Origin of the sequence: Faecalibacterium sp. OF03-6AC (assembly GCF_003478175.1) — a bacterium.
Lineage (GTDB): Bacteria > Bacillota > Clostridia > Oscillospirales > Ruminococcaceae > Faecalibacterium > Faecalibacterium taiwanense.
This window is the reverse complement of the sequence record NZ_QUEN01000007.1, coordinates 139,186-152,703: the sequence shown is the minus strand read 5'-3', so window position 1 is coordinate 152,703 and position 13,518 is coordinate 139,186. Positions and strand designations below refer to the sequence as shown.

At 55.7% G+C, this 13,518-nt stretch carries 9 protein-coding genes, 2 tRNA genes and 1 pseudogene; 7 read left to right on the top strand and 5 right to left on the bottom strand.

Features of this window, described 5'->3' with window-relative positions; genetic code table 11:
* Positions 1-455: 455 nt before the first annotated feature.
* Positions 456-848, bottom strand: a pseudogene (locus DXA66_RS14580) (hypothetical protein); the annotation flags it as partial.
* A gap of 152 nt (positions 849-1,000) precedes the next feature.
* Positions 1,001-3,262 (bottom strand): glycogen/starch/alpha-glucan family phosphorylase, encoded by a 2,262-nt coding sequence (glgP, locus tag DXA66_RS09840; RefSeq protein WP_118528597.1) that lies wholly within the window; start codon positions 3,260-3,262, stop codon positions 1,001-1,003.
* Between the two features lie 129 nt (positions 3,263-3,391).
* Here glgP and DXA66_RS09835 point away from each other — a divergent pair, with 129 nt between their 5' ends.
* Positions 3,392-4,249, top strand: a complete 858-nt coding sequence (locus DXA66_RS09835; RefSeq protein ID WP_118528562.1) for an AraC family transcriptional regulator — start codon at positions 3,392-3,394, stop codon at positions 4,247-4,249.
* 59 nt (positions 4,250-4,308) lie between these two features.
* On the opposite strand, the gene DXA66_RS09830 is transcribed toward DXA66_RS09835, so the two are convergent.
* Positions 4,309-4,626 carry a substrate-binding domain-containing protein gene (locus DXA66_RS09830; RefSeq protein ID WP_371682336.1) on the bottom strand — a complete coding sequence of 106 codons (318 nt, stop codon included), beginning with the start codon at positions 4,624-4,626 and terminating at the stop codon, positions 4,309-4,311.
* Positions 4,627-4,708: 82 nt separating this feature from the next.
* Here DXA66_RS09830 and malQ point away from each other — a divergent pair, with 82 nt between their 5' ends.
* The 3 genes from malQ to DXA66_RS09815 all read left to right on the top strand — a co-directional run bounded on the left by malQ (position 4,709) and on the right by DXA66_RS09815 (position 9,468).
* A complete protein-coding gene (gene malQ / locus DXA66_RS09825) occupies positions 4,709-6,211 on the top strand; it encodes a 4-alpha-glucanotransferase (protein ID WP_118528558.1) in 1,503 nt (500 codons plus the stop codon).
* A 728-nt stretch (positions 6,212-6,939) separates the two neighbouring features.
* Positions 6,940-7,671, top strand: a complete 732-nt coding sequence (locus tag DXA66_RS09820) for a GntR family transcriptional regulator (protein WP_158576371.1) — start codon at positions 6,940-6,942, stop codon at positions 7,669-7,671.
* A 279-nt stretch (positions 7,672-7,950) separates the two neighbouring features.
* Positions 7,951-9,468, top strand: coding sequence for a sodium/proline symporter (locus DXA66_RS09815; RefSeq protein WP_118528554.1), 1,518 nt, complete (start codon positions 7,951-7,953; stop codon positions 9,466-9,468).
* Between the two features lie 134 nt (positions 9,469-9,602).
* Here the strand turns inward: DXA66_RS09815 and DXA66_RS09810 are convergent, their stop codons facing one another.
* Both DXA66_RS09810 and pckA read right to left on the bottom strand, forming a co-directional pair.
* Positions 9,603-10,265, bottom strand: a complete 663-nt coding sequence (locus DXA66_RS09810; protein WP_118528552.1) for a helix-turn-helix domain-containing protein — start codon at positions 10,263-10,265, stop codon at positions 9,603-9,605.
* A 150-nt stretch (positions 10,266-10,415) separates the two neighbouring features.
* Positions 10,416-12,020, bottom strand: coding sequence for a phosphoenolpyruvate carboxykinase (ATP) (gene pckA / locus DXA66_RS09805; RefSeq protein WP_005938221.1), 1,605 nt, complete (start codon positions 12,018-12,020; stop codon positions 10,416-10,418).
* 511 nt (positions 12,021-12,531) lie between these two features.
* Between pckA and DXA66_RS09800 the strand changes: the two genes are divergently transcribed.
* The 3 genes from DXA66_RS09800 to DXA66_RS09790 all read left to right on the top strand — a co-directional run bounded on the left by DXA66_RS09800 (position 12,532) and on the right by DXA66_RS09790 (position 13,445).
* Entirely contained in the window at positions 12,532-13,164 is a 633-nt protein-coding gene (locus DXA66_RS09800) for a hypothetical protein (protein WP_097777089.1), read from the top strand.
* Positions 13,165-13,252: 88 nt separating this feature from the next.
* Positions 13,253-13,327, top strand: a tRNA-Glu gene (locus tag DXA66_RS09795).
* A gap of 41 nt (positions 13,328-13,368) precedes the next feature.
* Positions 13,369-13,445: transfer RNA gene (locus DXA66_RS09790), tRNA-Asn, on the top strand.
* Positions 13,446-13,518: the final 73 nt, after the last annotated feature.

Here is a 13,518-nt window from a genome sequence, read left to right as displayed (position 1 = left end):
CTTGGTCTAAACAGGCAAGATTTCAGCTGCTGTTTTGGGCTCGAACCCGACCGGTTTCCCGGCTTTGCATAAAAATCCGATACCTGTTTTAAGGGGTTGATTTTGGCTCTGCACATTTTTGCACACTTTTTGCACACCGAAACGGCTGGATAACAGATGCAAGAGAGGATAACAGGTGCAAAGAATGCAGCAGATGCAAAACGCAAATTTACGGTGAAACGATAAAAATAACGAATTTGCGTAATTCTGAAAATTGACGATTGTTGCGCGTTGGTTTCTCTTAATCAGTGGGCCCAGGGTTCGAGTCCCTGGAGGTGCACCAGATATTGAACGTCAAATCGTAAGATTTGGCGTTCTTTTTTGTTATGTAACCCCGAAAAATCGGGGCTTGCACGATCAACGCACGGTTTTTGCACGGTTGGTGTTTTCATAGGAATCCTCTGCATGGGCTGGAATTACTTTGAAATGCGTGGTAAATTTTGCATCAGGTCAGCAGAGCCAGACGGAGCTGCGCCTTTACTTCGGGGTCTGCATTCTTCAGAAGTTCCAGCAGAGCAGTCGTAGAGATGGTCGGTTCGCCTTCGGCGGGTAACTGCGCCAATATCTGCATGGATGCAGACAGACTGCCGCTGAACTTCCGGCGGGCAAACTGCCTAATTTTGGTTGATGCAGGCGTAGAATGCGTTTGGATTTTTGGCGGTCATCCGCCAGAATGGATATTTGATGATGACTGGGGTGTTGTAGCCAACGCCCAATTCCAGAAAGAGGATGCGCTGTCCCTCGTGACGGCGCAGAAATTCACTGTATCGCTCTGCCGCACGGTGCCATCCTTCGTCCTCTACAAAGGTAAGTAAAAGACGGGGTGCTGTGCATTTGTGCAGCACCCCGTCTTTTATTTGTGTTCATCTGCGCCCGGCTCATAGAGCAGCTCCAAATGCGGTGCCCATGGTTAGATGGATCTCGTCCTGCGGCAGAAGATCAATAAAATTGCGATAATAAACTATTCGCCCAGATGCCAGATGTCGCGGTCGTACTCGGCAATAGTGCGGTCGGAGGAGAACATGCCCGCTTTGGCAATATTCACCAGACACTTGCGCCGCCAGCCCTTCGGGTCGCAGGCGTAATCGCTGAGGGCCTGCCCCTTGCGCACAACGTAGGCATTGAAGTCCGGCAGGGTCTGGAACCAGTCTTTATGGATCAGCTCGTTGTGCAGGCGGGTCAGGTTTTCGGCGTGACCGGCGGCCAACATCTCCGGGCCGGTGAGGAAGTTGATGGCGCGGCGGATGTTGGCATCGCCCTCCACCCACTGGGCGGGGTCGTAGTCGCCCACGGCGTAGCGGTGGATGACCTGATCGGAGGTCTGGCCGAAGATATAGATGTTCTCCTCGCCCACCTGCTGGCTGATCTCCACATTGGCACCGTCCATGGTGCCCAGCGTCAGCGCGCCATTCAGCATGAACTTCATGTTGCCGGTGCCGGAAGCTTCCTTGGAGGCAAGGCTGATCTGCTCGGACAGGTCGCAGGCGGGGATCAGCTTTTCGGCGGCGGTAACGTTGTAGTTCTCCACGAACACCACCTGCAGCCACTTGGACACTTCCGGGTCTGCGGCAATGACCTTGGACAGGGTCAGCAGCGCATGGATGATGTCCTTTGCAATGGTGTAGGCAGGTGCCGCCTTGGCACCGAAGATGCTCACCAGCGGAGCAGCGGGCAGGTGCCCGGCCTTGATCTCGTAGTACTGATGGATGAGGTACAGCAGGTTCAGCTGCTGGCGCTTGTACTCGTGCAGGCGCTTGGACTGGATATCGAACACAGCATCGGTGTTCACGCTCACCTTCTGGGTGCGCAGCAGCCAGTCTGCCAGTGCTTCCTTGTTGGCCTTTTTCACAGCGGTCAGCTGCTCCAGCACAGCTTCGTCGTCAGCAAAAGCCAGCAGCTTTTCCAGCTCGGCGGCATCCTTACGGAAGCCGGAGCCGATGTGCTGTTCCAGCGCGGCGGTCAGGCGGGGGTCGCATTCCAGCAGCCAGCGGCGGAAGGTGATGCCGTTGGTCTTATTGTTGAACTTTTCCGGGTACAGCTCGTAAAAGCCGTGCAGCTCGGAATTTTTCAAAATCTCGGTGTGCAGCGCTGCCACGCCGTTGGTGGAGTGGGTGAAGTGGATGTCCATGTGGGCCATGTGCACCCGGTCGTCCTTGTCGATGATGGCAAGGCTCTCGTCCTTGGTGCGGGTGCGGGCCAGTGCGTCCAGCTTTTCGATAATGGGCATCAGCTGGGGCACCACGGCATCCAGATAGGCGCGGGGCCACTTTTCCAGCGCTTCGGCCAGAATGGTGTGGTTGGTGTAGGCGCAGGTCTTTGTGACGATCTTTACGGCTTCCTCAAATTCGATGCCCTTTTCGCCCAGCAGCCGGATCAGCTCCGGGATGACCATGCTGGGGTGGGTGTCGTTGATCTGGATGGCGGCGTAGTCGGCCAGATCATGGTAATCGCAGCCACGGGCGGCACACTCGGCCAGAATGAGCTGGGCACCGGCAGAGACCATCAGGTACTGCTGGTACACCCGCAGGCGGCGGCCTGCCTCATCGGAATCGTCCGGGTAGAGGAAGAGGGTCAGGTTCTTGTCGATGGCAGTTTTATCGAAGGCGATGCCGTCGTGGACGATGCTTTCATCGATGGTGTCAAGGTCAAACAGGTTCAGGGTGTTGGTGCGGCCCTCGTAGCCGGTGACCGCCAGCTTGTACAGCCGGGCAGTGTACTCCTTGCCCGCCAGCTCCACCGGGTAGGTGATGTCGGTCTTTTCCGCCCAGCTATGGGCGGTGAGCCACGGGTCGGGCTTTTCGTTCTGCACGCCGTCCTCAAAGGACTGGTGGAACAGGCCGAAGTGATACCGCAGGCCCACGCCGTCGCCGGGCAGGTTCAGCGTTGCCAGAGAGTCGAGGAAGCAGGCAGCCAGACGGCCCAGACCGCCGTTGCCCAGAGAGGGTTCCGGCTCCACCTCTTCGATATCGGAAAGGCTCTTGCCGACGGCAGCCAGTGCATCGCGGGCTTCATCGTACAGTCCCAGATTGATGAGGTTGTTGGACAGCAGCTTGCCGATGAGAAATTCGGCGCTGATATAGTACAGCTTGCGGCCGGTGACCGGCTGCACACGGTCGGCGCTCTTCTGCCGGACGAGTTCCAGCAGCGCGAGATACAGCTCCTGATTCGTGCAGTCTGCCAGCGGCTTGCCCGTGAGACCCTGTAACGTTTCGGTAAAGCTCATAAATGCATCCTCCTTTGCTACGGAAAACAGGTTTGACATCTGTACTTCCAGATATACCACATAAAACAATCAAAATCTTGCCTAAAAAGCGCAGACTGTGGTACAATCCTATCATCGGGAGGTGAAACAATGCAAAATCAGGCATCTTTGCAGGAGACCAAGCAGCATGGTGCCGTGCGGTTTCCCTTCAATCTGTATCCCTGCACCATTCCGGGGGACTTTCCGCAGGTGGCGCTCCACTGGCAGGAGAGCATGGAGCTGGTCTTTGTCAAGCGGGGCACAGGACTGGTGCAGGTGGGCGCTGAGAGCTGCCCGGCCCGCATGGGGGACATCTTTATTTTTACGCCCGGCACCCTCCATGCCCTGCGGCAGGCCGAGGGGCAGTGCATGGAATACGAAAATATCATTTTTGAGCTGGAGCTTCTGGGTGGCGCAGAGGACCTTTGTGCCGAGAAATATCTGCTTCCGCTGCAAAGCGGGCGCTTGTCGCTGCCTGCGCGGCTGACCCCGAACGATTTGTGCTATCTGCAGGCCGCCGCCTGCCTGCGGGAGGTGGAGGATGCCAACCGCGCCAAGCTCCCCGGCTACGAGCTGCAGGTCAAGGGGGCATTGCTGCGGTTTCTTGCCCTGCTCCTTGCACAGGGCCGGCAGCGGCTTGCCGCCGAGACAGCCGACACCCAGCGGCTGAAAACGCTCCTGCAATGGCTTTCGGCCCATTATACGGAGGAACTCCGGGTCGCCGATGCCGCCGGGGTCTGCTCCTTCAGTGCCAGCCACTTCATGCGGTGGTTCCGGCAGATGACCGGGCAGAGCTTTGTGGCCTTTCTGAACGAGTACCGGCTCAACGCCGCCGCCGAAGCGCTGCAGGCCACGGATGAGACGGTTCTGACCATCGCTTCCCGGTGCGGGTTTGAGAACCTCTCCTATTTTAACCGGGCGTTCAAGGCACACTTCGGCATGACACCGCGGGAGTACCGGAAAAAATAAGCAAAACGAGGCCGTTCTGCCTCTCTGGAAAAGAGAGGGGACGGCCTCTTTTTTGCACATCAGATCTCCGGCGGCGGGCAGCAGCTCTCCCGTTGGATGAGCTTATGCGGCACGATGATCTTGGTTGCCAGAAGATTCGGGTTCTCGATGTGGTTGATGGTCTGGCTGGCCGCTTCCATGCCCAGCTGGTAGGGGTTCACGTCCACGGTGGTCAGCTGCGGGCTGGTGATGCGGGAGAACAGCGAGTTATTGAAGGACACGATGGAAAGGTCTTTCGGGACGCGCAGCCCCAGCTTGCCGCAGAACTGTTCCAGCACCACGGCAAGGATGTCGTCGCTGACCAGCATGGCGGTGGGGCGGTCCGGCGCGGTGAACAGGGCCTTCAGCGTTTCTTCGTAAGCATCGTTCAGGGCATCGATGCAGGTATTTTGATCGAGTTATAAAGGAAGGTAAACGAAGATGCAGAGAAGTGCAGGCATTTTGCTGCCCATCAGCAGTCTGCCGTCCCCTTACGGCATCGGCTGCTTCTCGCAGGAGGCGTACGACTTTGTGGACTGGCTCAAGGAAGCCGGACAGACCTACTGGCAGATCCTGCCGCTGGGTGTTACCAGCTACGGCGACAGCCCTTATCAGAGCTTTTCCGCCTTTGCAGGCAACCCATATTTCATCAGTCTGGATGCACTGGTGGAGGAAGGGGTGCTGACTGCCGACGAGTGCAAAAAGGCAAACTTCGGCCGCAAGGCAGATGATATCAACTACAGCCGCCTGTATACCGAGCGCGGCCGTCTGCTGCGGCTGGCGTACTCCCGCAGCGACATCGGTCACAACGAAGTGTTTACGGCGTTCTGTGAGAAAAACAAGTGGTGGCTGGATGATTTTGCCCTGTTCATGGCGGTGAAGGACCGCTTTGAGGGCAAGCCGTGGATCGAGTGGGCCGAGGACATCCGTCTGCGCTGGCAACCTGCCATGGACTACTACCGCCGGGAGCTGTATTTTGAGGTGGAGTACCACAAGTATCTCCAGTTCAAGTTCGACGAGCAGTGGCGCAGGCTGAAAGCCTACGCCAACAGCAAAGGCATCCGGATCATCGGCGATATCCCCATCTATGTGGCGCTGGACTCGGCAGATGCATGGGCAAACCCGGGGCTGTTCCAGCTGGACGGGGAAAATCTGCCCACGGCGGTGGCTGGCGTTCCTCCGGATGGATTTTCGCCCACCGGTCAGCTCTGGGGCAATCCGCTCTACCGCTGGGAAGCCCACCGCGAAACCGGCTATCAGTGGTGGATCACCCGCCTGTGGTACTGCTTCGAGCTGTACGACGTGGTGCGCATCGACCACTTCCGCGGCTTCGATGAGTATTTCTCCATCCCCTACGGCAGCGAGACCGCGGCAGAGGGCCACTGGGAGAAAGGCCCCGGCATCGAGCTGTTCCGTGCCGTGGAGCAGGCACTGGGCAAGCGGGAGATCATTGCAGAGGATCTTGGCTATATGAGCGAGACGGTGCGTCAGCTGGTGCGGGACAGCGGTTTCCCCGGCATGAAGGTGCTGGAATTTGCCTTTGACTCCCGCGACACTGGCAGCGCCAGCGACTATCTGCCCCACAACTACCCTGTGAACAGTGTGGCCTATACCGGCACCCACGACAACGAGACGCTGGTATCGTGGTACCAGACCGTCACCGATGCCGAGCGCGCCATGGTGCGGGACTACCTGTACGACTACGCCACCCCGGAAGAGCAGCTCTATAAAAGCATGATCGCACTGATCTTGCGCAGCGCAGCGGCGGCCTGCATCATCCCCATGCAGGACTGGCTGGGGCTGGACAACTCTGCCCGCATCAATCAGCCCTCCACCGTGGGCCAGAACTGGCGCTGGCGGCTGAAAAAGACCCAGCTGACAAAGAAGCTTCAAAAGGAGATCTGCCTGCTGACCACCCGCTATGGCCGAAAAAACTGGGCGTGACAGTATAGTGTTCTGGACTTGATTTTGGAAAGTTTATTGCAGAATAATGGCAGAAGTAATACTTATTCAAAAATAAAATGACAAAGAGCAAATAAAAAAGTACAGAATATGGATCGGGACGCGTGACTTTTAATTTTGACAAAAATCAAGGAAGGACTTTGTATAACTTTACAAAACAAGAAAATACAGCGGCAAAAAGTTGTTGCAATTTTCGGATTGAAAGCAATAACGGAAAACGCTATACCTTAAGCATCAAAGGCAAAGACGCTTCGCGAGAGATCACAAAGCGTCTTTTTGCATATCTAAAACCACTCGCTAGGCGGGTGGTTCGATAAAGATTATATCGGTGAGTAATAAAACTCAAACGAAGAATTTTGGAATAGTAGAAGCTATATTGTATGAGTACTAATTAAAGTATGAGTACTAATTAAAGTTTGCGAGCTATGAAGCTCGTAGAGCGACTTAAAATCAATAAAAGCGCACTTTGCAAAATTTCAGAAGAACCTATCCGATAATTCGTTGGCAACTGACAATGTCTATCTTGTGCGTTTGACGCATGGTCAAGAATAGAGGGCTATGCCCGCATAGGAAAAACCACCAGCTCGGCTGGTGGATGTTTATTCTTTTTGACATGTGCCGCGGGATGCTTTATAATAAGAATGATTTCAGATGTCTGCGGGGCGGTGCGCCCTGCGGTAAAATTACGGCAAGCAAAAAAGGGAACTGCTATGAGAGAAGAAAAGGCCAGCGCATTGCCGCTGCTGCTGGACGTGCGCAGAATGGACGAAAATAACCGGGCTTACGCCTACCGTATGCTGCGCAAAAATATTATGACCTTGCAGCTGCAGCCGGGCTGTCAGCTGAGCGAGGCCGAACTGTGCGAACAGCTGGCCATGAGCCGCACACCGGTACACGAAGCGCTGATGATGCTGAAAAGCGAATGGCTTGTGGATGTTCTGCCGCAGCGCGGCAGCATTGTGTCCAAGATCAGCGTTCCATACCTGAACGAAGGCTTTGCCATGCGCCGCATTCTGGAACCGGCGCTGCTGCGCGGGCTGGCCGGAAAGCTGACAAGGGAACAGCTGAACGAATTTCAGGAACTGCTGAACCGGCAGAACGAAGACCTTTATCTGGATCGGGATGCAGCAGATGACTTCTTCATCTCGCTGGATAACGACTTCCACAGGCTTTTGTACCACGATTCCGGCTACGACCGTATCTGGGAGGCCATGCACAACGTTACTTCCCATATGGACCGTGTGCGGTATCTGGACTCGGCCCTTTGCCGGGGAAATATTGCCTCGGTGCAGAAAGAGCACGAGCAGATCTTTGGCTACCTGCGGGACGGCCTGCCGCTGGACGTGGACGTAGAAGCCCTGTTTGAGCATCACCTTGGCATGTACCGCGAGAATTTCCAGAAGATATTGGAACGGTTCCCGGATTTCTTTGTACGGACATAAACCAAAAAGAGCACCCGCTGCTGACCCTTACAAGGCCATGGCAGGGGGCGCTTTTTTGGTTCAATACGGATACGGTTTTACGCCGGGCTGCGGAGATCAATTTACGACGGCAGTGTTTCTGATGGATTTTGCACCAGAAATACTGCTTTTTCTGTTCAAAACCCGGAAAAACAGCAGTTTGTGTCCTTGAATTGCCCGAAAAACTTGCAGGAATGCAGGTTTTTGTGGTAATATTTAAGATATGTTCCCGTTGAGGGGAAGAAAGAGAGGGGTAATCAAATGATCAATATCTGCATCATTGCCACCATTGTGATCTATCTGGTGGGAATGCTGCTGGTTGGCTTTGTCTACAGCAAGTCCAACGAGGACAGCAGCGATTTCTACCTCGGCGGCCGCACGATGGGCCCGCTGGTCACGGCTATGAGCGCCGAAGCCAGCGATATGTCCAGCTGGCTGCTGATGGGTATGCCGGGCCTTGCATATCTCACCGGCATCGCGTCGCCGGGCTGGACGGCCATCGGCCTTGCTGTGGGCACATGGCTCAACTGGCTCATCGTGGCCCGCCGCCTGCGCCGCTACTCGGCCAATCTGGATGCCATCACGGTGCCGCAGTTCCTTTCCCTGCGGTTCCATGACCAGCGCAACCTGCTCAACGCGCTGGGCGCGGTCATTATCATCGTGTTCTTCATCCCGTACACCGCTTCCGGCTTTGCCGCCTGCGGCAAGCTGTTTAACAGCCTGTTTGGCGTGGATTACATGGCGGCCATGATCCTGTCCGCTGTGGTCATTGTGGGCTACACCATCATGGGCGGCTTCCGCGCGGTGTCTACCACCGACCTGATCCAGTCCATCGTCATGAGCATGGCGCTGATCGCAGTGCTGATGTATGGTGTCAGCGTGGCAGGCGGCTGGGACGTGGTTCTGGACAACGCCCGCAGCCTGCCCGGCTACCTGACCATGGCTGCAAGCCACAATGCGGCAGACAACACCGCCGCCTCCTACAGTCTGCTGGACATCGCGTCCACGCTGGCATGGGGTCTGGGCTACTTCGGTATGCCCCACATTCTGCTGCGCTTCATGGCCATTGAGGACGAAAAGAAGCTGGTGCTCAGCCGCCGCATTGCAAGCGTGTGGGTGGTCATTGCCATGACCGCTTCCATCGTCATCGGCATGGTGGGTCTGGGCATGACCAAGGCGGGCGCACTGGAGTTCCTGAGCGGCTCTTCCAGCGAGACCCTGATCGTGCGCGTGGCCAGCCTGATCGCCCAGCACGGCGTGCTGGCAGCCATTCTGGCAGGCCTGATCCTTGCCGGCATCCTTGCCGCTACCATGTCCACCGCCGACAGCCAGATGCTGGCAGCGGCCTCCAGCGTATCCCAGAACATCCTGCAGGAGTTCGGCCACATGAAGCTGACCGAGAAGCAGAGCCTGTTCGCTGCCCGCCTGACCATCATCTGCATCAGCGTGGTGGGCGTGGTGCTGGCCCGCGACCCCAACTCCAGCGTGTTCGGCATCGTCAGCTTTGCATGGGCCGGCTTTGGCGGCTCCTTTGGCGCAGTGGTGCTGTGCTCCCTGTTCTGGAAGCGCTGCAACTGGCAGGGCGCACTGGCCGGTATGCTCTCCGGCGGCCTGATGGTCTTTGTATGGAAGTACATCATCAGCCCGCTGGGCGGCGTGTTTGGCATCTACGAGCTGCTGCCTGCCTTCCTGACTTCTCTGGTGGTGTGCGTGGTAGTCAGCCTGCTCACCCCGGCACCCTCGGCAGAGATCGAGGCAGAGTTCGACGCTGCCAAGTAAAAACGATGGGGAATGCCCTCCGCTGTGCTCTGGGCATAGCAGCGAAAAATGATGGATCCTTATGCAAAAGAGCAAAGCCTGCGGGCTTTGCTCTTTTGCTTTTTCACGGATGGGGTCGGAGAGGGAAGTGACATTTAATTCAAAAGGATCAGCCATGCTTCGCAGCATGGAAGCAGAAATCCAAAACAGAAAAAGAACAGAAGATCCAGCACGAGCCGCATCAGACGGGTAAGAGGCGTGCCGAAAGACATGGCATGAATGATAAAAAGATTCACCTCACCCCAGCGCCGGTAGTAACCGGTTTGCTCAAAATTGTTCCAGAGCTCAAGAGATAGAAATTCAAATCCGGCAAACAATGGAAAAATGACCAGGGAGGATATCCAGCCGTCGGCCTGAAGCGAACCATCGCTGAGAGTCCGCCAGTGCACAGCTAATCTGCCTGGACAGGCAAAAATTCCCCACAGGGCAAGTGCAATGCTTAATGCAAGAAGAGCAGTACGCACAGAATGCCAGTCTACAGTGTGCTGGCGGCGCAGCATGGTGAAAAAATCTTCCAGAGGAACGGGAGGAGTGCCATCTTTTTGACGGGAGTCATGACAGTGCATTAGGTCAGCGAGGGTCAGGCCCAGCACATCGGCCAGCGGCTCCAGCGTGTTGATGTCTGGCAGCCCGATGCCGCGTTCCCAGCGGCTGACGGCTTTATCCGTAACGTGAAGCTGCTGAGCCAGTTCGGCCTGCGTCATGTTCCGCTCCCGGCGCACTTGTGCAAGGAATGCACCAAATTCTTTTGCATCCATTCTGCTCACATCCTTTTCCACAGGATAACACAGGAATGTGGAAAATACAACCGACGGAACGTTTACCTGCCGGGCTGCAGAACAAAAAGGACGTGCTCCCTTGCGGGAACACGTCCTTTTTTATCGCTTCAGTATCAGGCGGAGATCAGCTTACAGCTGGGGGCCGGCAGAGACCAGAGCCTTGCCGTGCTCGTTGCCCTCGTACTTCTTGAAGTTCTTGATGAATCGGCTTGCCAGATCCTTGGCCTTCTCTTCCCACTGGGAAGCGTCAGCATAGGTGTCGCGAGGATCCAGAATGCCGGTGTCCACGCCGTTCAGCACGGTGGGAACCTCGAAGTCGAAGTAGGGGATCTTCTTGGTGGGCACATTGTTGATGTCGCCGTTCAGGATGGCATCGATGATGCCGCGGGTATCCTTGATGGAGATGCGCTTGCCGGTGCCGTTCCAGCCGGTGTTGACCAGATAAGCCTTAGCGCCGCTCTTCTGCATCTTCTTGACCAGCTCCTCAGCATACTTGGTGGGGTGCAGCTCCAGGAAGGCCTGGCCGAAGCAGGCAGAGAAGGTGGGGGTGGGCTCGGTGATGCCGCGCTCGGTGCCTGCCAGCTTTGCAGTGAAGCCGGACAGGAAGTAGTACTGGGTCTGCTCGGGGCTCAGGATGGAGACCGGGGGCAGAACGCCGAATGCGTCAGCAGACAGGAAGATGACGTTCTTTGCAGCGGGTGCAGAAGAAATGGGGCGGACGATGTTCTTGATGTGGTTGATGGGGTAGGACACACGGGTGTTCTCGGTAACGCTCTTATCAGCGAAATCGATGTGGCCCTCAGCATCCAGAGAGACGTTCTCCAGCAGAGCGTTGCGCTTGATGGCGTTGTAGATATCGGGCTCGGAGTCCTTATCCAGGTTGATGACCTTTGCGTAGCAGCCGCCCTCGAAGTTGAACACGCCGTTGTCGTCCCAGCCGTGCTCGTCATCGCCGATCAGCAGACGCTTGGGATCGGTGGACAGGGTGGTCTTGCCGGTGCCGGACAGACCGAAGAAGATAGCGGTGTTCTCGCCGTTCAGGTCGGTGTTGGCAGAGCAGTGCATGGAAGCCATGCCCTTCAGCGGCAGGAAGTAGTTCATCATGGAGAACATGCCCTTCTTCATCTCGCCGCCGTACCAGGTGTTCACGATGACCTGCTCTTTGCTGGTGATGTTGAACACAACAGCAGTCTCAGAGTTCAGGCCCAGCTCCTTGTAGTTCTCAACCTTGGCCTTGGATGCGTTGTAGACAACGAAATCGGGCTCAAAGTTCTCCAGCTCCTCAGCGGTGGGCTTGATGAACATGTTGGTGACGAAGTGTGCCTGCCATGCAACTTCCATGACAAAGCGGATGGCCATGCGGGTATCCTTGTTGGCACCGCAGAATGCATCCACCACGTACAGGCGCTTGTTGGACAGCTCCTTCTGAGCGATGGCCTTCACAGCAGCCCATGCTTCCTGAGAAGCGGGGTGGTTGTCGTTCTTGTACTCGTCGGAAGTCCACCACACGGTGTCCTTGGAGTTCTCGTCCATAACGATGAACTTGTCCTTGGGAGAACGGCCGGTGTAGATGCCGGTCATAACGTTCACAGCACCCAGCTCGCTGACCTGGCCCTTTTCGTAGCCTTCCAGACCGGGCTTGGTCTCTTCCTCGAACAGCTGCTCGTAGGAGGGGTTGTACACGATCTCAGTCGTGCCGGTAATGCCATACTTGGTAAGATCCAACTTTGCCATATTCGCTATACCTCTACTTTCGTTTGATCCATACGTCCTGTATAGGGCACAGCGTTTCCCGGCGGGCCGGGCGCTGCGCAGAAGGCTTGCAGTTTGTAAATGCAAATTCTCCTGTATACCATTATACATAAAAGCCTTGCAAAATCAATAAATAAACCGTGCTATTTGCAGAAAAGAAACAAATTTCATTAAGAAATTTAACTGCCTGAAACAATTTCAGGAAACAAAAGCAGGGGGCGAAACCTGAAAAAATAAGGTGGAAAGGCAGAAAAACAATTTTTTGATAAAATTTTGACGAGCTGGGATGCATGAAAAACCCGTGCACAAAAGCAACCCTTCCCACAAAACGGCGCGGCAGGAAAGGGCAGAACCGTTCCACAGCCCGATTTGTGCAAAATTTACGAGATTTTGATGATTTTTATGGCAAAGAAGCTTTGCCTGTGGTATACTGGATCTGATAAAAAGACAGCTCCGCGCGTTCTGTGTGCTGCATATAAAAAGGAAAAAGATCATGAAGACCATTTACATCCTGCTCACCCGGTCGGGTACGCTGCTTTCAAACCTCGTTTACGCCGTTACCGGTGCAAATTATACCCACGCTTCGCTGGCTTTTGACGAAGACCTGAGCTGCCTGTACAGCTCTACCCGCAAAAACGGCTATACCATGTTCCCGGCAGGGCCCAGCAGGGAATACCTGAACCGGGGCGTGTTCCGTCTGCGGGAGAACGTGCCCTGCGCACTGTATGCGCTGGATGTGAGCGATGAAGCCTACACCCGTGCCCGCCGCCGTGCCGAGCACATGATGGCCCACGGCAGACTTTACCAGTTCAACGTTATCGGTCTTGCGCTCTGCGGGATGCATATCCGCTGGAAGCGCCGCCGGCACTATTTCTGCTCCCAGTTCGTCAGCGAGGTGCTGGAAAAGAGCGGTGCCATGGAGCTGCCCAAGCACAGCACCCTGATGCACCCGAACGACTACACCCGGCTGGAAGAGCTGCGGTGCGTATACAAGGGTACACTGGCCGGCCTGCCGCAGCGCCAGCAGATGGAATTTGACCAGAACGATACGGTAATCGGCGTATATCTGGGGCTGGCGCTGGGCCTGTTCCACACCGGCGCGGCCCGGGTGCGAGAGATTTTTTGAAAAAATTGAATTTTTGTGTTGACAAAGCAGGTGTGCTATGCTAAAATAGCCAAGTCGGGAGCGAACACCCGATGCAAAATGGACGTATGGCCCGTTGGTCAAGCGGTTAAGACAGAGGCCTCTCACGCCTTTAACATCGGTTCGATTCCGGTACGGGTCACCATTTTATAGTAGTAAAACGGTCATGTGCCGTTTTATATAGATGCCTCTTTAGCTCAGTCGGTTAGAGCACCTGACTGTTAATCAGGGTGTCGCCTGTTCGAGTCAGGCAAGAGGCGCCAGCAAAGCGATGGAAGTTTTCCGTCGCTTTTTTCTTTTTCTCTGGTCGCTTTTGTTGACAGAAAATGCGAGGCG

Coding starts and splice junctions, on each gene's coding strand:
- glgP (WP_118528597.1), bottom strand. CDS start 3,262: ATGAGCTTTACCGAAACGTTACAGGGTCTCACGGGCAAGCCGCTGGCA.
- DXA66_RS09800 (WP_097777089.1), top strand. CDS start 12,532: ATGAAGACCATTTACATCCTGCTCACCCGGTCGGGTACGCTGCTTTCA.
- DXA66_RS09810 (WP_118528552.1), bottom strand. CDS start 10,265: ATGGATGCAAAAGAATTTGGTGCATTCCTTGCACAAGTGCGCCGGGAG.
- DXA66_RS09835 (WP_118528562.1), top strand. CDS start 3,392: ATGCAAAATCAGGCATCTTTGCAGGAGACCAAGCAGCATGGTGCCGTG.
- DXA66_RS09815 (WP_118528554.1), top strand. CDS start 7,951: ATGATCAATATCTGCATCATTGCCACCATTGTGATCTATCTGGTGGGA.
- pckA (WP_005938221.1), bottom strand. CDS start 12,020: ATGGCAAAGTTGGATCTTACCAAGTATGGCATTACCGGCACGACTGAG.
- DXA66_RS09820 (WP_158576371.1), top strand. CDS start 6,940: ATGAGAGAAGAAAAGGCCAGCGCATTGCCGCTGCTGCTGGACGTGCGC.
- malQ (WP_118528558.1), top strand. CDS start 4,709: ATGCAGAGAAGTGCAGGCATTTTGCTGCCCATCAGCAGTCTGCCGTCC.